Origin of the sequence: Acinetobacter sp. 243_ASPC (assembly GCF_001054715.1) — a bacterium.
Taxonomy (GTDB): domain Bacteria; phylum Pseudomonadota; class Gammaproteobacteria; order Pseudomonadales; family Moraxellaceae; genus Acinetobacter; species Acinetobacter soli.
Window position 1 is genome coordinate 1 of sequence record NZ_JVOR01000085.1, and the last position, 21,123, is coordinate 21,123.

At 40.3% G+C, this 21,123-nt stretch carries 35 protein-coding genes; 25 read left to right on the forward strand and 10 right to left on the reverse strand.

The features are described 5' to 3' along the window. Positions 1-257: 257 nt before the first annotated feature. The 10 genes from ADA42_RS09790 to ADA42_RS09835 form a co-directional block, all read right to left on the reverse strand. The gene (locus tag ADA42_RS09790) at positions 258-536 is read right to left on the reverse strand and encodes a hypothetical protein (RefSeq protein WP_048764941.1); all 279 of its coding nucleotides are present in this window, start codon (positions 534-536) and stop codon (positions 258-260) included. After that, positions 533-700: a hypothetical protein gene (locus tag ADA42_RS18490; RefSeq protein WP_161798548.1), complete on the reverse strand. Its 168-nt coding sequence runs from the start codon at positions 698-700 to the stop codon at positions 533-535. The genes ADA42_RS09790 and ADA42_RS18490 overlap by 4 nt, the downstream gene beginning before the upstream one ends. Position 701: 1 nt before the next feature. Continuing rightward, entirely contained in the window at positions 702-1,142 is a 441-nt protein-coding gene (locus ADA42_RS09800) for a hypothetical protein (RefSeq protein WP_048764946.1), read from the reverse strand. Continuing rightward, positions 1,135-1,554 carry a hypothetical protein gene (locus tag ADA42_RS09805; RefSeq protein WP_048764947.1) on the reverse strand — a complete coding sequence of 140 codons (420 nt, stop codon included), beginning with the start codon at positions 1,552-1,554 and terminating at the stop codon, positions 1,135-1,137. Before ADA42_RS09805 ends, ADA42_RS09800 begins: the two co-directional genes overlap by 8 nt. Then, complete coding sequence (locus ADA42_RS09810; RefSeq protein WP_241485700.1) at positions 1,547-1,981, reverse strand: hypothetical protein; 435 nt, start codon at positions 1,979-1,981, stop codon at positions 1,547-1,549. Before ADA42_RS09810 ends, ADA42_RS09805 begins: the two co-directional genes overlap by 8 nt. Before the next feature lie 104 nt (positions 1,982-2,085). After that, positions 2,086-2,268, reverse strand: coding sequence for a hypothetical protein (locus tag ADA42_RS09815; RefSeq protein WP_048764950.1), 183 nt, complete (start codon positions 2,266-2,268; stop codon positions 2,086-2,088). A gap of 73 nt (positions 2,269-2,341) precedes the next feature. After that, a complete protein-coding gene (locus tag ADA42_RS09820; protein ID WP_048764951.1) occupies positions 2,342-3,148 on the reverse strand; it encodes a DUF2303 family protein in 807 nt (268 codons plus the stop codon). A gap of 53 nt (positions 3,149-3,201) precedes the next feature. Further along, positions 3,202-3,534: a hypothetical protein gene (locus ADA42_RS09825; protein WP_025095264.1), complete on the reverse strand. Its 333-nt coding sequence runs from the start codon at positions 3,532-3,534 to the stop codon at positions 3,202-3,204. Between the two features lie 214 nt (positions 3,535-3,748). Then, positions 3,749-3,952, reverse strand: coding sequence for a hypothetical protein (locus tag ADA42_RS09830; RefSeq protein WP_048764953.1), 204 nt, complete (start codon positions 3,950-3,952; stop codon positions 3,749-3,751). A 1-nt stretch (position 3,953) separates the two neighbouring features. Further along, positions 3,954-4,643 carry a S24 family peptidase gene (locus tag ADA42_RS09835; protein WP_048764955.1) on the reverse strand — a complete coding sequence of 230 codons (690 nt, stop codon included), beginning with the start codon at positions 4,641-4,643 and terminating at the stop codon, positions 3,954-3,956. 125 nt (positions 4,644-4,768) lie between these two features. Here ADA42_RS09835 and ADA42_RS18040 point away from each other — a divergent pair, with 125 nt between their 5' ends. The 25 genes from ADA42_RS18040 to ADA42_RS09955 all read left to right on the forward strand — a co-directional run bounded on the left by ADA42_RS18040 (position 4,769) and on the right by ADA42_RS09955 (position 21,003). Further along, positions 4,769-4,945, forward strand: coding sequence for a Cro/CI family transcriptional regulator (locus tag ADA42_RS18040; protein ID WP_081407827.1), 177 nt, complete (start codon positions 4,769-4,771; stop codon positions 4,943-4,945). A 57-nt stretch (positions 4,946-5,002) separates the two neighbouring features. Then, positions 5,003-5,494: a phage regulatory CII family protein gene (locus tag ADA42_RS09840; RefSeq protein ID WP_048764956.1), complete on the forward strand. Its 492-nt coding sequence runs from the start codon at positions 5,003-5,005 to the stop codon at positions 5,492-5,494. 45 nt (positions 5,495-5,539) lie between these two features. Beyond that, complete coding sequence (locus ADA42_RS09845; RefSeq protein WP_048764959.1) at positions 5,540-6,247, forward strand: phage antirepressor KilAC domain-containing protein; 708 nt, start codon at positions 5,540-5,542, stop codon at positions 6,245-6,247. Continuing rightward, positions 6,244-6,873 (forward strand): hypothetical protein, encoded by a 630-nt coding sequence (locus tag ADA42_RS09850; RefSeq protein WP_048764961.1) that lies wholly within the window; start codon positions 6,244-6,246, stop codon positions 6,871-6,873. Before ADA42_RS09845 ends, ADA42_RS09850 begins: the two co-directional genes overlap by 4 nt. Next, positions 6,874-7,752: a replication protein gene (locus ADA42_RS18765; RefSeq protein WP_065420498.1), complete on the forward strand. Its 879-nt coding sequence runs from the start codon at positions 6,874-6,876 to the stop codon at positions 7,750-7,752. Beyond that, on the forward strand, positions 7,749-8,369 hold the full coding sequence (locus ADA42_RS09860) for a hypothetical protein (RefSeq protein ID WP_048764963.1): 621 nt from the start codon (positions 7,749-7,751) through the stop codon (positions 8,367-8,369). The genes ADA42_RS18765 and ADA42_RS09860 overlap by 4 nt, the downstream gene beginning before the upstream one ends. Further along, positions 8,362-8,955, forward strand: coding sequence for a hypothetical protein (locus ADA42_RS18585; protein ID WP_048764965.1), 594 nt, complete (start codon positions 8,362-8,364; stop codon positions 8,953-8,955). Before ADA42_RS09860 ends, ADA42_RS18585 begins: the two co-directional genes overlap by 8 nt. Before the next feature lie 157 nt (positions 8,956-9,112). After that, entirely contained in the window at positions 9,113-9,592 is a 480-nt protein-coding gene (locus tag ADA42_RS09870; protein ID WP_048764967.1) for a RusA family crossover junction endodeoxyribonuclease, read from the forward strand. 81 nt (positions 9,593-9,673) lie between these two features. Continuing rightward, positions 9,674-10,318: a hypothetical protein gene (locus ADA42_RS09875; RefSeq protein WP_241485701.1), complete on the forward strand. Its 645-nt coding sequence runs from the start codon at positions 9,674-9,676 to the stop codon at positions 10,316-10,318. A gap of 563 nt (positions 10,319-10,881) precedes the next feature. Next, positions 10,882-11,157, forward strand: coding sequence for a hypothetical protein (locus ADA42_RS09880; RefSeq protein ID WP_048764970.1), 276 nt, complete (start codon positions 10,882-10,884; stop codon positions 11,155-11,157). Between the two features lie 122 nt (positions 11,158-11,279). Continuing rightward, complete coding sequence (locus ADA42_RS09885; protein ID WP_048764971.1) at positions 11,280-11,879, forward strand: hypothetical protein; 600 nt, start codon at positions 11,280-11,282, stop codon at positions 11,877-11,879. 136 nt (positions 11,880-12,015) lie between these two features. Next, positions 12,016-12,291: a hypothetical protein gene (locus tag ADA42_RS09890; protein WP_048764973.1), complete on the forward strand. Its 276-nt coding sequence runs from the start codon at positions 12,016-12,018 to the stop codon at positions 12,289-12,291. 2 nt (positions 12,292-12,293) lie between these two features. Further along, complete coding sequence (locus tag ADA42_RS09895; protein WP_048764974.1) at positions 12,294-12,662, forward strand: HNH endonuclease; 369 nt, start codon at positions 12,294-12,296, stop codon at positions 12,660-12,662. Positions 12,663-12,780: 118 nt separating this feature from the next. Continuing rightward, positions 12,781-13,272 (forward strand): phage terminase small subunit P27 family, encoded by a 492-nt coding sequence (locus ADA42_RS09900; RefSeq protein ID WP_048764976.1) that lies wholly within the window; start codon positions 12,781-12,783, stop codon positions 13,270-13,272. Positions 13,273-13,280: 8 nt separating this feature from the next. Next, complete coding sequence (locus ADA42_RS09905; protein ID WP_048764977.1) at positions 13,281-15,005, forward strand: terminase large subunit; 1,725 nt, start codon at positions 13,281-13,283, stop codon at positions 15,003-15,005. Further along, positions 15,005-16,231: a phage portal protein gene (locus tag ADA42_RS09910; protein WP_025094333.1), complete on the forward strand. Its 1,227-nt coding sequence runs from the start codon at positions 15,005-15,007 to the stop codon at positions 16,229-16,231. Before ADA42_RS09905 ends, ADA42_RS09910 begins: the two co-directional genes overlap by 1 nt. Then, the gene (locus ADA42_RS09915; protein ID WP_025094332.1) at positions 16,212-16,880 is read left to right on the forward strand and encodes an HK97 family phage prohead protease; all 669 of its coding nucleotides are present in this window, start codon (positions 16,212-16,214) and stop codon (positions 16,878-16,880) included. The genes ADA42_RS09910 and ADA42_RS09915 overlap by 20 nt, the downstream gene beginning before the upstream one ends. A 2-nt stretch (positions 16,881-16,882) precedes the next feature. After that, positions 16,883-18,085 carry a phage major capsid protein gene (locus tag ADA42_RS09920; protein WP_048764979.1) on the forward strand — a complete coding sequence of 401 codons (1,203 nt, stop codon included), beginning with the start codon at positions 16,883-16,885 and terminating at the stop codon, positions 18,083-18,085. Positions 18,086-18,140: 55 nt separating this feature from the next. Next, the gene (locus ADA42_RS09925; protein ID WP_048764981.1) at positions 18,141-18,443 is read left to right on the forward strand and encodes a hypothetical protein; all 303 of its coding nucleotides are present in this window, start codon (positions 18,141-18,143) and stop codon (positions 18,441-18,443) included. Then, the gene (locus ADA42_RS09930; RefSeq protein ID WP_048764983.1) at positions 18,397-18,714 is read left to right on the forward strand and encodes a head-tail connector protein; all 318 of its coding nucleotides are present in this window, start codon (positions 18,397-18,399) and stop codon (positions 18,712-18,714) included. The genes ADA42_RS09925 and ADA42_RS09930 overlap by 47 nt, the downstream gene beginning before the upstream one ends. 3 nt (positions 18,715-18,717) lie before the next feature. Further along, positions 18,718-19,071, forward strand: coding sequence for a phage head closure protein (locus tag ADA42_RS09935; protein WP_048764984.1), 354 nt, complete (start codon positions 18,718-18,720; stop codon positions 19,069-19,071). Next, on the forward strand, positions 19,059-19,568 hold the full coding sequence (locus ADA42_RS09940; protein ID WP_048764986.1) for an HK97-gp10 family putative phage morphogenesis protein: 510 nt from the start codon (positions 19,059-19,061) through the stop codon (positions 19,566-19,568). Before ADA42_RS09935 ends, ADA42_RS09940 begins: the two co-directional genes overlap by 13 nt. After that, the gene (gene gp17, locus ADA42_RS09945; protein ID WP_048764987.1) at positions 19,568-19,930 is read left to right on the forward strand and encodes a tail completion protein gp17; all 363 of its coding nucleotides are present in this window, start codon (positions 19,568-19,570) and stop codon (positions 19,928-19,930) included. The genes ADA42_RS09940 and gp17 overlap by 1 nt, the downstream gene beginning before the upstream one ends. 63 nt (positions 19,931-19,993) lie before the next feature. Further along, positions 19,994-20,467, forward strand: coding sequence for a phage tail tube protein (locus ADA42_RS09950; protein WP_048764989.1), 474 nt, complete (start codon positions 19,994-19,996; stop codon positions 20,465-20,467). An 8-nt stretch (positions 20,468-20,475) separates the two neighbouring features. Then, entirely contained in the window at positions 20,476-21,003 is a 528-nt protein-coding gene (locus ADA42_RS09955) for a phage tail assembly chaperone family protein, TAC (RefSeq protein ID WP_048764992.1), read from the forward strand. Positions 21,004-21,123 lie beyond the last annotated feature (120 nt).

The following is a 21,123-nucleotide window of genomic DNA, read 5'->3' on the forward strand; positions in this document are numbered from 1 at the left end:
GAAGATGCCGCTGCCTGTCATTACCCTTGAACCCTTAAGTTCAAAGTCTACCATAATTTAATGACAATATTAAGCAACATTAGACAATATTTAATTTATTTAAATCAATATCTTATTGGTTTTAGCAACAATTGACAACAATAAAATATAACTATAAATATTTTTTAAGTATACACGAGGTATACACGGATATTTAACGTTTGGGTATACACAGCGCATACACAGAATTGGCATACTAACGACAAAATTAAAGCGGCTCAATTGGCCGCTTGCATAGAGGTACTGTTTAGTTTTTGCCGGTCAAAATAATCAATCACATCTGATTTTTGGTAGCTAATTTTGCGTGCACCTTTGGTGTATGGGATACCATCACCGGTGCATCTTTTTAGCTGTAACCAGGACAGTGAGACATTAAATACAACTGCAATTGTTTCGGGTGGAAAGACGGCATCATTCGGCGCGATCCAAAACTGTTTTGTATGCACCAGCTTTTCTTCAGGTGTCATACGATCGATTTTAGTAGGGCGTTTATTCATGGTATCTCCTTCAAACTATTAATCAATTCAGAGTCACCAGCACCACAGTGCAAACTGTGTGTGTACACACCTTGTTTAGTGCCAGACTCTTCATCTGTCAGCCAAATTTCCGTTGGAGGGAGTGCAATCACAAAGCTACTCCCAATGTTTGCTATTGCTGCCACATCAACCTCCTTCATCTTCTTTTGGCTCATATTCTTCATCAAATATTCGATTAAGAAATTCATTGAGCGATGGAGATGCTAATCGATCTTGCTCTGTCTCTTCACCGCAACATACTGTAAAAAGATCTTCTTCAGATAAGTATGAAAGTTCAGATTCAATTTTCATTAGCTCTAAGAAATTTTGCTTAACAAGCCAGCGTTTCAAATAGTCCAATTTGATACCAAGCGGTTCAGATCGATTAATCATCCCATTGTCATACCAAATTTCTTCAGCAGCTTTTTGAATATATTCAAAGCTATCAGCAAGGTTTTGGATTAAAATTTCTTCAAGTTCTTCACCTGTCAAAATAAGAGCTTCTGGCCAATCTTCAGGGCTTGAACGATCTGGAAGCTCAGCAACATCTTGAATAATAGTTTCAATTAATTCATCAATCTTACTCATGACTGTTCTCCTGCGCTGCTTCGATCGTAGCTTTATAATATGCCGCTGCTTTTTTAGCTTCTTCGAGCGTGTCAAACAGTTCGTAATAACTAACTTCATTATTAGCTTCATCCCAATAACATGTATCAAGTTTTGATTTAGGCACAACTACAAACTCACCACTCTCAATCTTTGCAAGCTGGTCCTTAAGTGAGTCGATGACGGATTTATTCTGCTTTGCTTGAACTACCCATAATCCCCAAGCCGTATTTATGGTATTAAAAAGAGATATTTTGTCACTTTTACTTAAAGCATTCGCAGTAGCAGAGAGTGAGTACATATGGTCTGTTGTCCATTCAACATAAAGCAAATGACCACCCAAAAACTTCCATTGCTCCTCAAAAGCCTTTCGTTCTTGTTCTAAATCAATCATTCCCACTCTCCTGTGGTTTATCAAAAATCGGCACAAGCATACAAATTTGACAAGGAATGACTCCACCACCATCTGGATGTGGATCATGCCAAAGTTGACCATGCTCATAAATCACAGAATGCATATATCCACGCGATGAGATACCAGCCACTAAATGCTTTGTTCCAATTGCCTTGCTGATCTCGATAACCCAATTTTGATCTTGCTCCGTTGGGTTCTTGTCAACCCCAAGATTCAACATCCTATATCCGTGTTGGCGAAGAAAATAGTTAAGATTGTCTTGATACAACGTACCAGTGCCTGGTGCATTAGGATGATCTATATCAATACCTTCCCAAAAATTTGGAATATCTTCGATACTTAAACCGAGTAATGTTGCAATAGTTGCGCCTTCACAATTCCCACCTAAACCTGTTAAGGTCTGCATAACCTTTTTCATAATTTTGCCTTTTGAGAATAATTTTGCGCATAATTTCATCTAAATCATAAATATGCGCAAATAATTTCACATTTATAGACCCTTTAAGTTTTTTAACTGCCCAAGTTGATGCAGTAATTGATCACCGCAAATATCACAAATGCTATAAGCACGAATATTAGAAATTCTTTTGCTGTTGCAACGAGTACCTGTTTGCGAGATAGGCGCTGCTCGGCTTGGGTTGGATGCTGATACAGAACCGGTTTAGTTTGACTCTCAATGATTTTGTGTTTCATAATCGCCTCATGAACATGCAAGTGTTTATTTTGAAAGCCCCTACGCCGTCCAAGTGAAGGGGCTTTTTTATTGTTAGGCCGTGAATGTGCCGATATGAACTGGATTTTCTGGTAGTAGATCAATCACTTTGGATTTGAAGTCCTGCACAATTTCATCAAGAATCAATTCTTCTTTAACAATTTGAAGGGCAAACACTGGCTTTTCATCATTTGTGTTAACAATGATTCGTAAAACAATCAGGCGTTCATCAAGGCCGTTGTAAGCTGAATCCATGATTTTGAAATAGGCAGGTGTTGCTGCTTCATTTGAACGTGCTTCAACTTGTTCGAAACGAGAGCGACTTTCAGATAAATTGCCTACATTCGCTTCGACCTTCACAGATGCGCCTACCTGCATGTTGCGTACAGCAGACAGAGCTTCTTTCCCGCCGATCACTGCACCTTCAGCATCTGTAATTTCTAATACGCTTATCCAGTCTTCTAAGAAAACAGCAAAGTCACGTTGAGATAATTTTTTATCTTTTAAATTTTGCAGCTTTGTCCAAACAACAGTTGGCTCAAGCTTCAGGTTGGCTTTATGGTCGCAGTGGCCTTGATCGTAGACATCATCGTAATAATTAAGAATAGCCAGTGCTTCCATACCTTTGTGGTCCACGAACACAGGTGCATTCTGATCGATTAAAGTGTTGTCTAAAACATATTTGCGAAAGTCTTCAAATGAAGATGTTTGCATTAACCCACGTGGACGATTACGGCCACCTAAAAACTGCTCAAGGTCAGCAATTTTATAATCCGTGTTGATAGCAATCAGATCGCCTCGATCAAGTTGCTTGATAGGAGTGCTCAAGGTCGCGATTGCATTTGCTTCTGTGTTTTCCATTGTAGTTGTCCTACTTGTTGTAAAAATAGATTTGAGGGGTTAAAACGCGCCGTTTATGCGCGTTCATGCTCTTTGAATAACTGGCTTGTATGGTTGGCAAAGATTGTTACGCTGCCATCAGTGTTGAGATACATAGGGGTTTCTGAGGTTGTATCTTCTGAACGTTTGCCTTTTGCAGTAGGTTCCACATAGGCCAAAGTGTGAGAAATGTTGACTTGGTTCGATTCACCGATTCGGGAAATATCCAATGTCACTTGGACTTTTCCCTTTTTGCCGTTTGCTACGACGCCTTGGGCTACTTCTGAAATAGCGATACCAAGCTGCTGAGAGAAGTTGCCGCCAGATAGATCAGCAACGAATTGAGGTGCATCAGTTTGTTTTGACATGTTATTGCCTCACTTGAGTTAAACCTCGCTTATTGTTGTGGCGAGGATTTGTTGTTTGTGAGGTAAAGATTACTTTACACATGAATTTGTGTAAAGTGATATTTACTAATAATTGTAAATTTTACTAAGCATATTTGATTTTTATTTACAAAATAAAACCCACGCTAGGTGGGTCTCTAATGGAACTAAAATTTTAAAGATGTGATTTTAATTGTTAATCTTCTTCAGTCTTACCAATTTTTTTCCCTGGTAATTTTGAAACTTGATCCCAAGATAAAACAGGAATAAAAACCATATCTCCAATTTCTTTGGAAAGAATTTTTATCTCATCTGAAGTTAAATTTAATGGGCTATTACTATCTGCAGCTTCATTTATTTTATCGATAATTTGATTGATCGTTAATTCAGAACTATTCATTTTATATCTTCCTATACATACCAACTACTTTGCCAACAAGTTTGCAATCATCAGACAGCTTAATAATTTTTTCAGGCCAATCAGGGTTAAGCGGTTCTAGAAACTTTACCGAACCTTCAACAATTAGTTTCTTAAAAGTGGCTTCTGTATCACCAGCGCAGGCAACAATGACAAGATCATTCGTTTTAAGATCGCATACTTGGAAGTCAGGATTTACATAAATTCTATCTTCTGGGTAAAACTTTGGCGCCATTGAGTAGCCAGTCACAACGAGTCCGTAGCCATTTTTTCCACAGTCTTTGTTTGGTGGAAGGTGTTCATCTACTTCTGCATCACGCAATACGGTTTCAATGCCTGAAAAAGAACCTGCTGCAACCCATGAAATTACGGGTACAGGACGGCCTTCGAGGCTAATTTTTTGCGAAAGATCAACATTATTATCTAAACCACTATTACTAATCACCATTGGAGAGCGTTCACCTGCCAGCCAAAGAGGATTAACGCCCAAATATTCTGCCACTTTGAATAATCTCGAGCTTTCTAATTCTTTTGTTGGACCATTAATCCATAAGCCAACATTTGCTCTTGTCACATTTACATAGTTTGCAAGATCAGTGTTTTTAAATCTTTTTCCAGTCGTAGATTCAAAGTGTTTAATTGCCGAAGACATTCTTTCCTGAAGAGTGCTCATATGTCCATCTCATGGCTGTTGCCATATAAAAAGTAAAGAAAGCTTAACTTTAAAATTGTAAAGCTTGCTAATCATTGTAAAGTCAATTATTCTTGACAAAATAAAGTTTATTTGACGGAGTCTCTATGCGAATTGAGATGAAAACATCAGATGTTTTGGCTCGATTCAATGCCCCTAAAGTCGCTCGAATTTTAAAAATAACTCGTCAAGCGGTTTATCAATGGGGTGAGTTAGTGCCAGAAGCAGCAGCTTTCAAGTTACTCGAAAGTGAACCAAGTCTTCCCCACAAACGAGTTTCTTAACCCATTCTCACAAAACGCCGTGCATCGGTAAACGTGAAAAAAATCAAGGATTCACATATGGAAATTTCAAAAGAAACAAAAAACGCGCTGCACAAAATGATTCATCACTCTGAGGGCGTCACACCTAAGGATGTGGCAGATGTGTTGGGCGTATCTCACAAAACAGTATTGAACTATGCAAATCCAAACATGGACCAGCATTTACCAAGTCTCAAGGCATTTGAAGCGTCATTGATCTACACGCAAAACCCAGCCGTGATTAAGGTCTGGGCACACAAGTTGGGTTTGATGTTGGTACCGGTTAAGCAGGCGACAGATAAAGAACATCAAGTGAGCGTTCTTGAATCACTACTTCATTTGAACATCGGTAACGGTCAAATGAATAAGCATGTACACGACATTTTAGAAGATGGTGTGGTCACGCCGTCAGAACTTGCGGACACGTTGCATCTGGTTGAATCACTTGAACAAGAACTTGCCAGCTTTCGTAAGGCGATTGAAACAGAGGCAAGAAAATATTTATCGGCCCTACAAACAGAAAAAGCCTGATCCGCGAAGTCAGGCTTTTAACGTTGATAACCAAAAGGAAATCAAATGAACATGTTGGCTAAATTTAATCACACCGAAATGCAAATGACAAGCTTAGAAATTTCAGAGCTTGTTCATTCACGCCATGACAGCGTTAAAAGAACTATTGAAACGCTGGTAAGTAAAGGTGTTATCGAATCTCCACAGTCTGTGGAAATTAAAACGGCGACACGCCCAACAGGTGTATATGTCTTTTCTGGTGAAGCTGGGAAACTGGATAGCATTACCGTAGTTGCACAACTTTGCCCTCAATTTACAGCAGCTTTGGTAAAGCGTTGGTATGAACTTGAGTCTCAGCAAAATCAGCCACGTGAATTATCTCGTTTAGAGATTCTGCAACTCGCTTTGGAGTCTGAGAAAAAAGCCATTGAGTTAGAGCAACAAGTCAAAGTACTTGAACCTAAGGCGCAGGCATTAGACGTGATTGCCGATACTACAAACACCTACAGCATTCGTGAGTGTGCCAAGACGATTGGCATTCAGGAGACAAAATTAATTGAGTTCATGCTCAAAAAACAGTGGGTGTATCGAGAGAACAGCAGACACCGCCGTTTGTGTGCTTATGCGCATCGAGTAGAGCAAAAAGTCATGATCAATAAGGTTTCAAAAGTGGTCGCTTGTGATGATGGTGACAAAGTGTTTACTCAGGCACGTATCACGGCGTTTGGTTTGACTCGTTTAACTGCGGCTATTGAAAAGGCGGGTTTGAAATGAAAGTTCGTCCAATTTTATTTAACGCTGAAATGGTCAAAGCGATCTTAGATGGTCGTAAGACTCAGACCCGTCGTGTATTAAGAGTGCAACCGCCTTTGACCGATAAAAACGTCATGCCTCTTTATACAATGGAGCCAGAACCAAAGGTTACAGAAGTTACCATGCATGAGATTATGGATGACAGAATGCCTTTCCCCTCATCAATCTCACGCCACAAATGTCCATTTGGGAAAATAGGTGATCAGTTGTGGGTTCGTGAGTCATTTGGCACAAAAATTAGAAGTCTTGGCGGTACCCCGCATGAATCACTTACATACAAAGCTGATAATCCAGTTGAAATGGCATATTACGACTGCAATGGTAAGGGCTTTCCAGTTAAGTGGAAACCATCAATCCACATGCCACGCTGGGCATCACGCATTTTGCTTGAAATAACAAACATTCGGGTAGAACGTTTAAATGATATTTCAGTAGAGGATGCCTTGGCTGAAGGCATTGCGCACAAAACAATGAATTGCCCACGCCATGAATATTTCCAGCTATGGAATGATGTTTATGGGGAAATGGCACATGAGTCAAACCCGTGGGTTTGGGTAATTCAATTCAAAGCGGTCAAAGGTGACTGAATGAGCAAATTTATCCCTAACTCATTCCAAGTGCCAAATGCCTTTGTTGATGAAGTTTTAGACAAAATATCTGATTCAGCTTGCAAAATTTACCTTGTGATCTGTCGCAAGACACGCGGCTGGAACAAAGAAATGGATTCAATTTCTTTAACTCAGTTTGAAGAAATCACAGGTAAAAGCCGTCCAACAATTGTGAAATGTCTTAAGGAATTGATCAAAGTTGGTCTTGTTATGGAAGAGCAAAGTACGATCCATGGGAACACTTTTAAACTCGGAAATGAAACCTCAATTGGTTGTGTCTTAAAGTTCCCTAGTAAAGAATTTTTACTAGATGAATCAAAGTCGAGTAGTAAAAAATATTTACCACTGCTAGTTAAAAATTTTAACCACGCTAGTAAAAATATTTTACCGCTGCTAGTAAAAATTTTTAACACACAAAGTATCACTATCAAAAACAACTCTCAAAGTAATAAAAAAATAAATAAAAAAGATTCGGCTGAACAACCTGAATCTAAAAAATCAGAGAGTCAAAAATCAGAGAAGTTTGATTTTAAAAACGCACTCATTGAAAACGGCGTTTCTGAAAAACTCGCTACTGAGTTCATGCAAGTTCGTAAAGCCAAAGGCGGTGTAAGCACCGAACGTGCTTTTTCACTTCTTGCAAAACAGATCGAGAAAGCAAATCTCAATTTCGTACAAGCGATTGAGTTTTGTTTGAATCGTCAAAAGCCATGGGCAGCGTTTGAAGCGCAATGGTATTTCAACGAACAGAATCGTTCTTCACAACCACAGCAAACAAATCAGCCTTACCAACGCCGTTTTGGTAACTCACAGCCACAAGCGTCAGAAATGCGCGATGTAACAGGAGAGCATGCATGAGCAATATTCAAGTTTTCCAAGACGCCTTCACTGTTTCATTCCCGGTTGAAGTTGCTGAAATGGTTCTTTCACGCATTGAAATGATTCACGGTGCTGATTTTCAAAAGCTCTATGGCCATTTGTCGAATGATGAGCTTACACAGCTTGCATGCACAGTTCTTGATGGTATTTCACCAGTTGAGCTTAAGCGCGGTATTCAGCGCATGAATACTGAGAAGTGGTGCCCGAAACTGCCAGAGTTTCGTTCATGGTGTGTTCAGGCGGGTGATTGGTGGACTGCTGATCAGGCTTGGGCAAAAGCTTTAAATTTTATCAATGACAGTTCTCTACCGATGACTACGTTGGCAAAGGCTGCTTTTGATGAAGTGAAACACATTCTGGACAACGAAGGGCAAAAGGCTGCGCATTACGCATTTAAAGATATCTATCAAGATTATCTTGCTAGAGCGCAAAAGAAGGGCAAAACACAAGAAATGTGGGTAAAGCCTGAAAAGCCTAAAACTATCTCATTTACTCGAAAAACTGTGCCGTGTCCGCCTGAAGTTTTGAGCCAATTGAAAGGAATTAATAAGTTCTCGAATCAGTTAAATGCTGTGTGTGAGGTGAGCAATGGTTAAGTGTAAACACGGTTTTGATCACGCATGTCTAATTTGTGGATTTACTCATATTGATGGAAAAAAAGTCTGGTTTGATTGGGCATGGCAAGAACAGCAAAAGCGGATTGATGAACTTAACCAAGAAAATCAGAAACAAGCGCTATCAAACACTGGCTATCACAATGCTTCAGCTTCATACCTCTGTAAGTTAATGCAGATTCAATTTGTTTTGAACCAGCAAATTAAAATTGCCAAGTCAAAACGTGAAGATGGTGAAGTTTTTGAGGATAAAACAGAAACTAAAATTGCTGACTACTTGGATGATTACAACATTGCTTTAGACAAGATTCTTGATGATGAGGCAACTCAGGAACAATTCAATGCATATGCAAAAGCAAATGAGTTTCTAAAACAGAAGGCACGTGCAGATAAAAATCAAAAGCGGATTGATGAGTTGCAGGCGCGGGTGGATGCAGCCATAAAAGATACTCAACATGCTTTGCGGTATGTGGAGGAGGACATGCGCGGTAATCATGAATTTTTACAAATGGCTATGATTCGAACATTTAAGTCTTTATCAAAAGCACTCAAGGGCGGTGAAGTATGATCCCAAATGGCACAACACATACAGACAACGAGGGTACTTACTGGAAGGACAATGACGGCTATTGGTACTACTGGGATGAAATCTTTGAATGGTGCGGGTACATCGGGCCAGTTAATCAAATGTTCTTAAACAATAAGAATCCAATAGGGGTGAAATAATGCAACAGCCAAAATGGGGAACGTATCGCCATAGTTTTGATAAAAAAGACAGTAAGAAATCAGTTAAAAAAGATCATATGCCCGCAGTGCCTTCATTCTTGGTTAAGGGCAAAACATTTGAATGTTCAGGGGGTGAAATACTTAACTGCAGTATTCAAATCGTACCGCCGTCAATCAACAACTATTGGCTTGATTCTGGTAAGGCATGCAAGCGACTGAGTAAGCGTGCAAATCATTTTGTCGAGGTAATCAAACGATTTGTTCAACCCCTCAACTACGGTGGTGATGTGCGAGTGGAGATTAACTATCACATGCCGGATAACAAGGTACGTGATATCGATAACATCGTAAAACCTTGTCTTGATGCTTTAACCAAGTGCGGTTTGATTGGGGATGACTCACAAGTAAAAAGCCTGATAGTTCATGCCAGACCGGTTGTTAAAGGTGGTTTGCTTGATTTATGCGTAATCAAAATGTGAGGCCATGTATGAGAAGACAAAATAATAATTGGTTGTGGGTGTTGGTCTTTGTTGTTTTTGCATTGGCAGCAGGTCTGATAAATGGATGGAACACCATTCAAGTATGTAAAACACATGATGTGTATTGGGTTAAGGGAACTCAATATTCATGCAAATTTTTTAAATAAGGCGGGCTGTTCGATGAATCAAGAGTTAAAGCAGAATCCAGTTTCTAATATCGAATGGCTTGGTGCGCAGATGCGTGCAAAGACAGCAAATCTAGAACAGTGTACTCAAGACACTAATTTAAAGCCGATCACATGGGAAGATCGTTGCGGGGCATTCACTCACATTCAAACTGAACAAGCAAAATGTCTTGCGGCATTATTAGTTTGGGGCCATAAAGATAAACAGTCATATGATTATTTGATAGATAAGCTTTCAAACATCATGCTGGACCAGGTAAAGAAGGATCGCAAAAGCGACCCGAAAAACATTCCGTTGAAAGATCTTAGTTTGTTAATGGCGCGTATGGTTTTGGAGTTTGCATTAGATGAGAATCTGGAATCTAACTTTACTGCTAAAGGCCGGTTGTATTTTGCCGGTATTGGGGAAGGGCGTTTGTCATATGATGCTTACAGAATGTCGTGGATCAAGTACGAGAAGCAGATGCAACTTGCAATTTACAGCGCGCGCTGGGAGATCGAAACGGCGGTAGAGAAGTACCGCAAACGTTTAAAAAATTGATGAGAAAGTTTTTACAATCTGCCTATTTCGTTTAAACGTAAATAGATGTATATTTTCAATATACTGGTCGTACTATTAAGTAATATGACCAAGCTATTAAAGCTCACCTAATCGTGGGCTTTTTGCGTTTCTGGAGGTTATAAATATTAAACCCAGCATCTTAAGATTGATAATTAGCTAAAGCCTGTTTGATCAATCACGTTTGGACATCACGAAAGAATGTACAACCCATGCAGTTCATCGAGCATGGATGGGATATGCAGGAAAAACGAATAGATTGGGAGTGATGCCCCACCATAAATTTAGTTGAAAGCTGAACGTAAAATACTGTGCCCATCCAGTGGTTTTATAAGTAAGTGAGTAGCGGTAGGCCACAGTACTGTTAAAAAAGCTGTGGCGTTAAGTTTTCTGCATTCATGTTTATTCATAAAGAATGTAGAAAGTGTGGGAAGCCTAAAGGTCTATAACACTGTTATAAAAATCAATAACTTATATTTTGTTTGGTGTTGCAATTTTTTTAGAATAGACGCATTATTGAGCTAAATTAACCATAGAGATAATTTATGAAATTAGTTCGATTAGAGACAACCAGACAAGACAATGGTTCCTATGATTTACACTTTAATGAAGTTGGCATCACACCAACAGATTTAAATACTATTAATGAATCTGGAATTGATGTTGCAATAGGAAAAATTAGTGAAAATTCTTTCTACTATCATCATTTGGATAGAGATGACACCAGATATCTGATTTATCACAAGGGTCTTCTTAAAGGGCATGGTGTAAACGACATATCCAATTTAGAAAAAGCATTGGATGTTTATCTAAAAAATTGAATTAACTTAAAAAATATGTCCTGCGATTGGTGGGACTTTTTATATCTTTAGACTGATACTCACAATAATTTTTTTAGTTAGTTGTATAATGAATACTCATAAATAAATTATAAGGATTGATCATGCCATTTGATGACCTAATGACTGATATTGTTTCAGTTTATGATGAAGAAGGAAATTTAGTAAAAGAAAAAATAAAAGCAAGTGTACAAGGTGGAAAAGCAGTACATACTCTTAACGCTGATTTCAAGGTCGATATTGGTTACTTTGTTGAACGTAAATTGCCAAGCGGTATTATTGAAAAGTTTAAAGTACTTGAACCCAATTATTGCAGTAATTTTCACGGCATTCCTGCACACTATCAAATGACGGTTGTTAATGTAAAAGCAATTCCCGATCCATCTAAATCATCAACAATCAATACTATCCACGCTTCTGGTAATGCAAGGGTTTACCAGCATAGTACTGATAATTCTACCAATAGTTATTCAAGTTATGAATACAAAGAGGCAATTGGTAAGATTAAATCAGACATTCTTGATTTGGACTTAGATCCTGTAGATCAAGCTTTAACAACAAAAGCCGTAAGTAAATTAGCAGAAGAAGTTGAATCTGGCACACCCAACAAAGATAAAGTATCTGCTTATATATCCTTGTTGCCAGCAGCTGTATCTGGTTTAGAGTCGGTTATTAAGTTAGCCACAATGGTAGGTCTAAACTAATAGCAATTTTTTAAAACTCATCCTATTTTTTTTATAGCCCATCAATTGAATTGATGGGTTTTTTTATTCTCAGACGAGGTAATCACTATGAAGTTTATCGACTGCCAAGGCTGTGAAAAGCGGAGGCAATGGTTAAATGAGCGAGCAAAAGAATCAATCAGTTCAATCCATAGAGCAATTGCAGCTCTCTCAGGTACTTCAACAAAACAGCCAGATGATGAAGCTGATGCAGCAACAGAATCGTCAGGCACAGAAACAAATGACACAGGCAACGCTAAACCAAAACGCGCTGCTCGAAACAATCAACAAACTGATCCAAGCCAATCTTAATCAATCAACTCAGATTCAAGAGCTTCTTTGCTTATTGAGTGATGATGAGGATCGGGAGCAGTATCAATCTTTGGATGATTAACTATGGCAAGACCGTGCCGAGAGTTTGGTTGCCCGAATCTAGTGTCATCACAGCATCAAAAAGGATTCTGTGATGAGCACGCAGATAAGCGTAGTAACTGGAACAATAGACCACAGCGTAACGGATCAACTACTGCAAGAGGCTATGGCCATGACTGGCGTAAGCTGCGCTTGCAAGCCCTGCGCCGTGATGAGTTTCTATGTGTTAAGTGTGCTCAAGCTGGCTTGGTTGTTGAAGCTACCGATGTGGATCACATCATTCCAAAGCATGCAGGCGGCACTGATGAGCTAAGCAACCTGCAAAGCCTATGCTCGCCGTGTCATCACGAAAAAACAGCCAATGAAGACAGTAAAAAAATCGCACAAAAGTAGTGCAAAAATTTTTTACAAGGTAGGGGGAGGGTAAAAAGTTCAAGCTTTTTGCCTAAATGACCGCCCTCCAAGTCAAATTTTTACGCACGCGAAATTAAAAATTTAGTGGATTGACATTATGGGTGGAATAGCATCTGTTCCGGGACGCGGACGCAAGCCTAAGCCGCAGGAAACAAAACGCGCTAATGGCAATCCTGGTAAACGTCCCCTTAATAATCATGTTCCAGAGTTTTCAGAGGTGACAAATATTGATGTCCCCGATTACATGGAAAGTTTGGAATATGCACCGATGATCTGGAAATCAATTGTTCCAGAACTTCTCAAAAATAAGATTCTCAGAATCACTGATATGCACAATGTAGAAGGATTCTGTCTTGCATATGAAAACTGGCGTAAAGCTCAGAAAGAAGTAGCTTTGCACGGTATCGTTGTTGCCGGATCTCAAGGTGGACCGGTAAAGAATCCAGCTCTAACTGCGATGAATGAAGCTGTTCGGCAAATGGCGACGTTAGGTTCATTGCTTGGACTTGATCCTTCTTCTCGAGCACGTTTAACAGGCGGTGGCCAAAAGAAAAAAGGCAATTCATTTGCAGGAGTTTTAGATATGTGAGGATTTAAATGGCTAACAGCTACCCAAATGTTGACGCTGCCAACAAATGGGCGCGATCTGTTATCTCAGGAAAAGTCCCAGCATGTAAATGGGTTAAATTGGCGTGCGAAAGGCACATTAATGATTTAAAAAACTCAAAAAAACGAGATTATCCATACAAATTTGAGCCCAAATTAGCTGAAAAAAAGATACTTTTTGTTGAATTATTGCCACACACAAAAGGTGAATGGGCACTAAAACGACTCAAAATTAAGTTGGAAGATTGGCAGAAGTTCGGGCTTGCTGTCACGTTTGGTTGGGTGCGTAAAAAAGACGGTTATCGACGCTTCCGTGAAAGCTATTGGGAAGTGCCACGGAAAAACGGTAAGTCAGCAATTGCAGCTGGCGTTGCACTTAATATGTTTGCCAATGATGGAGAGTTCGGCTCAGAAGTTTATTCAGGTGCCACTACAGAAAAACAAGCATGGGAAGTCTTTAAGCCTGCGCGTTTGATGGTGAACAGATCACCAGATTTAATTGAAGCAGCTGGAATATTGGTAAATGCAGGTAGCTTAGAAATACCAACCGATGGCTCTTTGTTTGAACCGCTTATCGGTGATCCACCAGATGGCCAATCACCACATTGTGCAATCGTAGACGAATACCATGAACATCCTGATGCGAGACTGTATGACACGATGCAAACAGGAATGGGTGCGCGCCGTCAACCTCTGATTTTTACGATTACGACCGCAGGCTTCAACATTGAGGGCCCATGCTATGACTTGCGCATCCGTGTTCAAGAAATGCTTTTAGGCACGGTACCTGATGATGAGCTTTTTGGATGGATATGGACCATTGATGAGGGTGATGATTGGACTGATCCCAAAGTTTTAGTAAAAGCGAACCCAAATTATGATGTCTCGGTTTATGAGGACTATCTAATTTCACAGCAGCGTCGAGCAATTCAAAACGCTGCAAAGCAAAATGCATTTAAAACTAAGCATTTAAATGTTTGGGTTTCTGCAAAATCTGCATTTTTCAACATGGAACAGTGGAATAAATGCAAAGACACAAGTTTGAAAATTGAAGATTTCATAAATGATGCATGTTTGATCTGCGTCGACTTATCTTCAAAGATCGATATCGCAGCACGTATCAACCTGTTTTACAGGATCATCGACGGAAAAATTCATTATTACTCAATTGCACCGCGGTTCTATTTACCTTACGACACTGTCTATAACGGAGATGAGAAGCAGGTAATTGAGCGTTATCAGAAATGGCTTAACCAAGATCTTTTAACGGTTTGTGATGGATATGAAAACGATTTGAACGAAATTGCTGAGGATATTACTTCAGATGCTGAAAGTCTCAAGGTTCAAGAGGTTCCATACGATGAATGGGGTGGATTTCAAATATCTAAACAGATTGATGAAGCTGGTTATACCTCCATCAAGATCCCAAAAAATACCAAGACTTTTTCACCAGCGATGAAGGAAATGGAAGCGGCAATTGCTGCAGGACGATTTCACCATGATGGGCATCCAATACTGTCTTGGATGTTCGGCAATGTGATTTCAAAAACTGGAAAAAACGATACTGAGTTTCCGGACAAAGAAAAGTCCTTCAAAAAGATTGATGGTGCAGTTGCCTGCATGATGGGGGTTAGTCGAGTTTTGGCATTAACCAGTACGATTAAAGAAGAATCCTTATCTGATCATTTGGAGAAACACGGGGTTAGAAGATTGTAATGAATCTAAAATCAAAAATTGGGGAGTTACTTGGTTTCAAGTCAACTCCCCAAATCATTTCTAGCCCAGACGAATTGGCAAGAATTTTTGGAGCTGAATTTGTCACCGGCACCGGGCAACCAGTAACGCCGATCCGTGCAATGCAACTTGCTATTGTATTTTCATGTGTGCGGGTTTTATCTGAATCGATGGGCATGCTGCCTTGTCGATTGTATAAACAGACGGGCAATACGAAAGAAGCAGCAATAAATCATAAGCTTTATGACTTGTTAACTCTGGCTCCAAATGACTACATGACGCCTCAAGAGTTTTGGGAGCTTTTAATGGTCTGTCTCTGTTTGCGTGGAAATTTCTATGCTTACAAAGTGTATGCACTCGGTCAGGTTGTCGAGTTACTACCACTTGATCCAGCATCCGTTACGCCAAAACTCAATGACAATTGGGAAGTTGAGTATCAGGTCAATTTCAAAAATGGTGGTTTAAAGACACTCTCGCAGAATGAAATTTGGCATGTACGTCTGTTCACCTTAGATGGATTGAATGGCTTGAATCCTATCGCATTTGCGCGAAAGAGTATCTCGCTCGGCTTGGATACTGAAGAGCATGGCTCGAAGTTATTCAAAAATGGGGCCGTCACTTCTGGTGTTCTTGAAACCGATGAAAGTCTTTCGGATGTTGCTTTCAATCGTTTGAAAGATGAATTCACCGAAAACTACACGGGATTGGCCAACACATATAAACCAATGATTTTAGAGCAGGGCCTGAAATGGAAGCCGACTGCTTTGAATTTAGAAGACTCTCAATTTTTAGAAACTCGTGAATATCAAAAGGCTGAAATCTGCGGCTTGTTTCGTGTACCACCGCATCTTGTTGCTGCAATGGACAAAATGACTCTGAACAACATCGAGCATATGGGCATGTCATTTGTGAACTATTCGCTTGTGCCTTACATGACTCGAATCGAATCAAGAATCCGAGTAGGTCTTTTAAATGAAGAAGACCGAAAAACGCACTATGCCAAGTTTAATGCTGGGGCCTTACTGCGTGGCGACTTAAAAACTCGCTATGAAGCATATGGGAAAGGCATTCAATGGGGTTTCTTAAGCCCTAATGACTGCCGTGAGCTTGAGGACCTTAATCCACGTGATGGTGGAGACATTTATTTGACTCCAATGAATATGACAACAAAACCTGAGGAGAATGATGATGCAGATAAAGCGTCTTAATGTACCTTTTGAAATCAAATCTGTATCTGACACAGGCGAGTTTGAAGGATATGCATCTGTATTTGGAGTAGAAGACAGTTACGGTGATGTGGTAATGCCTGGTGCGTTCAAGCGCACATTAGAAGAGTGGTCTAAAAAGGGACGTTTACCTGTGATGCTCTGGCAACACAAATCTGATGAACCTCTAGGTCCCTACACCGAGATGAAAGAAGACGAAAAAGGCCTCTTTGTAAGAGGCCGTTTTCTTATTGAAGATGACCCTTTGGCCCGCCGTGCTCATGCACATCTAAAAGCAAAATCCATTGGTGGAATGTCAATTGGTTTCATCCTGCGTGATTACGAATATGACAAACAACTGGGTGTTTACAAATTAACAGACATTGATTTGTGGGAAGTATCGATTGTGACATTTCCCGCAAATGATGAGGCGCGAGTTTCAGAAGTGAAATCAGCGTTAGATCGAGGGGAAATCCCTTCTGAAATTGAAGTTGAACGGGCCTTAAGAGAGGCTGGTTTTTCTCTCCCTCAAGCCAAAGCCTTTATGGCGAAAGGCTACGGTGCAATTAGTTCTCAAAGAAATACTGAGCAGACTAATGACGCGCTTCAATCCTTTAAAGACCTAAAATCCATTTTTACAGAAGGTGCATGACAATGCCTATTGAAAAGAAAGACATCGAAGAAGTTGCAGCAGACCTCAAGGGGACTTTTGAAGACTTCAAAAAGAAAAATGACAAAGAGCTTGAAGGCATTAAGGCCGAAAAAAGTAAATTGTCTGGTGAGGTAGACAAACTCAACGAAAAATTGGGTGAACTTGATAAGCTCAAAACTGAGCTTGAAAAGGAGCTTAAGCAAGCTAAACGACCAGGTGCAACCAGTGGCAAAGATATCGATGAACACAAAGCTGCCTACTCTCAGTTTATTCGCAAGGGTGTAGACGAAGGGTTAGCCGAGTTACAACAAAAGGCTGTTCAGGTAGGTGTCGATGCTGATGGTGGTTTTGCAGCACCTGAAGAGCTCGACAAAAATATCATTCAGCTCTTACACGATGAAAGTCCAATGCGCGAAGAGTGTGGATCTATCATCATCAGTGCAAATGGCTATAAAAAGTTGGTCAATTTAGGTGGAGCCAGCTCGGGTTGGGTTGGTGAAACAGATGATCGACCTGAAACCAATTCACCAAAGCTTGCAGAAATTATTGCAACCATGGGCGAAATTTATGCCAAGCCAAAATCAACACAGACGGCTTTGGATGATGTGTTCTTCAATGTTGAAAACTGGCTTGCAGAAGAAGTTGCTCGAGAATTTTCAGAACAGGAAGGCAATGCGTTCTTGCTCGGTAATGGTGTGAAAAAGCCAAAAGGTATCTTGGCACACAACTTAGCCACTACTGATGATAAAACACGCCAATTCGGAACACTTCAGCAATTTTTGTCTGGACAGGCTGGTAATTTTGATGCAGATGACATTCTTGATTTGATTTATGGATTGAAAAAAGGCTACCGCCGTGGTGCTAAATTCATGATGAATGGTCTAACGGTAGCCAAAGTGCGTAAATTCAAAGATTCTGAAGGTAACTACTTGTGGCAACCAGGTCTTCAAGAAGATGAACCATCACGCTTATTGGGTTATGGAATCGCTGAAAATGAAGACATGCCAGATGTCGCTGCAGATGCAAATGCAGTTATGTTCGGAAACTTCAAGCGTGGTTATGCAGTTGTAGACCGTATGGGTGTTCGTACTTTACGCGATCCGTATTCTGCGAAGCCTTACATCGAGTTTTACACAACTAAGCGTGTGGGTGGCTTGCTAACTGATAGCAATGCAATCAAGGTGCTAACGCTTAAAGCCGCTTAACCAATACAAAAGCCCTGATAATCTCGGGGCTTTTTTAATGGAAGGATTGATTCTCATGCCACCAATTATTTACGTGAATGAAACATTCAAAATTGCGATAGAAAACGGCAACAAGGTGATAGAAATTGAACCGGGCGAACATGATGTTGATGATCGTATTGCCGTAGTTGCTGTTGATATCTTAGGCGTAGCAACGCACAAAGAAATTAAATCTGAAAACATTGACCCTCTAATCAATTCGCAACAGCCTGAGCCTGAGCCTGAGCCTGAGCCTGAGCAAAAAACTGTATCTAAGCGTAAGGTGAAAGCTAATGCCAATACTGACACTCAGCCAAGTCAAAGCCCGATTGAAAATTGATGCAGATGATGAGGACGATGATCTTCAATTATTGATCGATGCTGCATTATCAACTTTTGAAGAAGTGACAAATCGAAAATTATTTGAACTTGGTGCTTCAATACCGGATGAAGTTGTAAATGGTATCCATGCATCGCCGTCAATTGTTCAAGGTGCTCTCACACTGATTGGCTACTGGCATGAAAATCCGGAAGCCACTGGAAATATGGAGAAGTTGCCGAAATCTACATTGTGGGCATGGAATCGGCATCGATTTTTGAATGTGGGGTGATGCATGGAGTTCGGAAAGTTAAAACATCGCATCACTGTTCAGAAGTATGTTGAAACGCAGGATGATAGTAATCCTGAATATCTTATAAGAGGTTGGATTGATCACTGTACTTTATGGTCAGACGTTCAGGATCTATCAACACGGGATAGCATACAAGCACAATCCATCGGCTCATCACTTCAAGCACGTGCAGTAGTTCGTTTTAGTAGTATTTCGGCAACGATTACCAGCGATATGCGCATCATCTTTGCGGGAGTTTATTACCAAATCAATGGCATGCCAAAGCGAGATTTGTTTAATCGCAAGACGTATATCACCATTGAACTCAGTGAGGGTTTAAAGGAATGGAATCAATAGCACATTTGAGTGGGGTTGATGATGTTGCTGAAAAGCTTGAACGTCTGGCCAGTCCCAAGATAGCAAAAAGGCTGGCATCTAAAGCAGCAAGAAAGGCAATGAATATTGTCAAAAAGGCTGCTGTCAGCAATTCCAGATTGATTGATGATCCAGAAACTTCTGAACAGATTTCTAAAAATATTATGGTTCGCGCAGGTCGAGTCAGAAATTCAAGTGAAATTGTGATGAAGGTAGGTGTCCGTGGCGGTGCAAGACATTATGTTTCTTCAAAAGAAAATGTCAGAGCGGGGAGAGCTGGAAAAAGTTACAAGACACTCGGCAGCAAGGATAATCCAGGTGGCGATACTTGGTACTGGTGGTTTGTAGAACTCGGTACTGATCATTCAAGAGCAATTCCGTTCTTACGCCCAGCGATGAATAACAATATTGAATCTGTAACTGATACATTCACGAGTGTTTTCAAAGCAGGCATTGAAGAGGAGTTAAATAAAGTCTGATGATTCCAATTCGAACTATTCTGAACAGCGCATCGAGTGTAACTGCTCTGCTAAAGTCGGGTGATGGTGTTCTGCGCGTCTACAGAGATCAAGCCAGTGAAGGTGTTAAGTTGCCTTATGTGGTCTGGACCATCGTTTCAGGCTATGCAATTGATAATGTAGATGTACCTGCAGTGGATGACAGCATTGAAGTTCAGATTGATGTGTATGCCCAATCAGAGCAGGAAAGAGACACTGTTTTTAAAGCTGTGCGGAACGTACTCAAGCATCACTCGATTATCCAAAACTTTCCGAATATCGGTTCAATCATACCAGGTGTATACAGAGGTACTTTTACTTGTAGCTGGTTGATTGAAGCTTAAAAAACCCAATTAATGGCGCCTTGTGCGCCTTTTTTATTGCCAAAAAAAATGAGGAGCAAGCTCATGGCGCGTATTAAAGTTCAAAAAACTCAGCTGTATTATTTTGATGGTACTAATATTGTTCCTGTTATTTGTGCGAAGACAATCGATCTTGGTCAAGACAGTGAAGAAGATATTGAAGTGACTTGCCTTGATCAAGAAGAAGGCGACACTGAAGCAGGTATGGTTACACCAGGTGAAGGTTCATTGGCTGTAGATTTTGATGATGAAAATTCTTCACATCTTGAAATTCTTGAACTCTCAAAAACGGTACCAAAAAAAACAGTTCATTGGTACCTTGGTTCATCTCACAGTGCAGCCCCGCCTACAGTAACAAGTGGAACAGTTACATTACCGACAACCCGTACTTGGTGGGAATTTGACGGCTATCTCAAACGTGCAGCTCCAACATTTGAAAAGGGCCAGCATGTAGGTTACTCATTCCCACTGAAACGTCGTTCTTCAGTGCAAGAAACCATCCGTACGATTACTCCTTAAGGTGACATATGAAAAATATTAAGGATCTTAAGCGTGTAACTAAAATTGGTGCTGCCATTCGCCGTGAGTTGATCTGGCAGCAGGCTGCAAATGAAGATAATTTAGATTTTCTTCGTGAAACTTCGGGCGATCCTGATGTTCAAATCGGTGATGTTGTTGATATCAAGGCTGAGGTTTATATCAAAAAACTCAGCTTTAAGGCAGCACGAGACGCTTCAAAATCATTTCATTGGAAAATTAATGAGAAAGATATTGAGGCATCCGAGCTCAAATCAGTTGATGCGGATCGACTGCAAGCCTCACATTTATGCGGAACCATCTGTGTAGATAGTGCCGGGACGCCGTTTTTTGATAATCTCGAAGCTGTTTATGACTCTGAGCCAAGTTTTATTAATGCTCTGTATAAATTGGCTGATGAGATTAACAACTTTATGGGAAAGTCTCAGAAGAAGAGCTCGAGCGATATGAACTCCTCTTCGAGCTCGTTACCTGTGGAATCGGCGGAAGAACACTTGAAGAAGCCGAACGAAACCTAAGTCATAAAGAGCTTATGCTGTGGAGAGCATATCGGGAAAAGCGAGGCTCTCTTTTTATTGGTCGAAGGATAGAACAGGCTATTGGTGGATTGATGGCCTTCTATCACAACGGAAAAGTTA

Coding starts and splice junctions, on each gene's coding strand:
- ADA42_RS09805 (WP_048764947.1), bottom strand. CDS start 1,554: ATGATTGATTTAGAACAAGAACGAAAGGCTTTTGAGGAGCAATGGAAG.
- ADA42_RS09850 (WP_048764961.1), top strand. CDS start 6,244: ATGAAAGTTCGTCCAATTTTATTTAACGCTGAAATGGTCAAAGCGATC.
- ADA42_RS09885 (WP_048764971.1), top strand. CDS start 11,280: ATGCCATTTGATGACCTAATGACTGATATTGTTTCAGTTTATGATGAA.
- ADA42_RS09940 (WP_048764986.1), top strand. CDS start 19,059: ATGGAATCAATAGCACATTTGAGTGGGGTTGATGATGTTGCTGAAAAG.
- ADA42_RS09845 (WP_048764959.1), top strand. CDS start 5,540: ATGAACATGTTGGCTAAATTTAATCACACCGAAATGCAAATGACAAGC.
- ADA42_RS09920 (WP_048764979.1), top strand. CDS start 16,883: ATGCCTATTGAAAAGAAAGACATCGAAGAAGTTGCAGCAGACCTCAAG.
- ADA42_RS09935 (WP_048764984.1), top strand. CDS start 18,718: ATGGAGTTCGGAAAGTTAAAACATCGCATCACTGTTCAGAAGTATGTT.
- ADA42_RS09895 (WP_048764974.1), top strand. CDS start 12,294: ATGGCAAGACCGTGCCGAGAGTTTGGTTGCCCGAATCTAGTGTCATCA.
- ADA42_RS09810 (WP_241485700.1), bottom strand. CDS start 1,981: ATGCAGACCTTAACAGGTTTAGGTGGGAATTGTGAAGGCGCAACTATT.
- ADA42_RS09830 (WP_048764953.1), bottom strand. CDS start 3,952: ATGAATAGTTCTGAATTAACGATCAATCAAATTATCGATAAAATAAAT.
- ADA42_RS09890 (WP_048764973.1), top strand. CDS start 12,016: ATGAGCGAGCAAAAGAATCAATCAGTTCAATCCATAGAGCAATTGCAG.
- ADA42_RS09790 (WP_048764941.1), bottom strand. CDS start 536: ATGAATAAACGCCCTACTAAAATCGATCGTATGACACCTGAAGAAAAG.
- ADA42_RS09950 (WP_048764989.1), top strand. CDS start 19,994: ATGGCGCGTATTAAAGTTCAAAAAACTCAGCTGTATTATTTTGATGGT.
- ADA42_RS09875 (WP_241485701.1), top strand. CDS start 9,674: ATGGATGGAACACCATTCAAGTATGTAAAACACATGATGTGTATTGGG.
- ADA42_RS09870 (WP_048764967.1), top strand. CDS start 9,113: ATGCAACAGCCAAAATGGGGAACGTATCGCCATAGTTTTGATAAAAAA.
- ADA42_RS09860 (WP_048764963.1), top strand. CDS start 7,749: ATGAGCAATATTCAAGTTTTCCAAGACGCCTTCACTGTTTCATTCCCG.
- ADA42_RS09910 (WP_025094333.1), top strand. CDS start 15,005: ATGAATCTAAAATCAAAAATTGGGGAGTTACTTGGTTTCAAGTCAACT.
- ADA42_RS09915 (WP_025094332.1), top strand. CDS start 16,212: ATGCAGATAAAGCGTCTTAATGTACCTTTTGAAATCAAATCTGTATCT.
- ADA42_RS09820 (WP_048764951.1), bottom strand. CDS start 3,148: ATGGAAAACACAGAAGCAAATGCAATCGCGACCTTGAGCACTCCTATC.
- ADA42_RS09840 (WP_048764956.1), top strand. CDS start 5,003: ATGGAAATTTCAAAAGAAACAAAAAACGCGCTGCACAAAATGATTCAT.
- ADA42_RS09815 (WP_048764950.1), bottom strand. CDS start 2,268: ATGAAACACAAAATCATTGAGAGTCAAACTAAACCGGTTCTGTATCAG.
- ADA42_RS09955 (WP_048764992.1), top strand. CDS start 20,476: ATGAAAAATATTAAGGATCTTAAGCGTGTAACTAAAATTGGTGCTGCC.
- ADA42_RS09835 (WP_048764955.1), bottom strand. CDS start 4,643: ATGAGCACTCTTCAGGAAAGAATGTCTTCGGCAATTAAACACTTTGAA.
- ADA42_RS09880 (WP_048764970.1), top strand. CDS start 10,882: ATGAAATTAGTTCGATTAGAGACAACCAGACAAGACAATGGTTCCTAT.
- ADA42_RS18585 (WP_048764965.1), top strand. CDS start 8,362: ATGGTTAAGTGTAAACACGGTTTTGATCACGCATGTCTAATTTGTGGA.
- ADA42_RS18040 (WP_081407827.1), top strand. CDS start 4,769: ATGCGAATTGAGATGAAAACATCAGATGTTTTGGCTCGATTCAATGCC.
- ADA42_RS09905 (WP_048764977.1), top strand. CDS start 13,281: ATGGCTAACAGCTACCCAAATGTTGACGCTGCCAACAAATGGGCGCGA.
- ADA42_RS18765 (WP_065420498.1), top strand. CDS start 6,874: ATGAGCAAATTTATCCCTAACTCATTCCAAGTGCCAAATGCCTTTGTT.
- ADA42_RS09925 (WP_048764981.1), top strand. CDS start 18,141: ATGCCACCAATTATTTACGTGAATGAAACATTCAAAATTGCGATAGAA.
- gp17 (WP_048764987.1), top strand. CDS start 19,568: ATGATTCCAATTCGAACTATTCTGAACAGCGCATCGAGTGTAACTGCT.
- ADA42_RS09930 (WP_048764983.1), top strand. CDS start 18,397: ATGCCAATACTGACACTCAGCCAAGTCAAAGCCCGATTGAAAATTGAT.
- ADA42_RS09800 (WP_048764946.1), bottom strand. CDS start 1,142: ATGAGTAAGATTGATGAATTAATTGAAACTATTATTCAAGATGTTGCT.
- ADA42_RS09825 (WP_025095264.1), bottom strand. CDS start 3,534: ATGTCAAAACAAACTGATGCACCTCAATTCGTTGCTGATCTATCTGGC.
- ADA42_RS09900 (WP_048764976.1), top strand. CDS start 12,781: ATGGGTGGAATAGCATCTGTTCCGGGACGCGGACGCAAGCCTAAGCCG.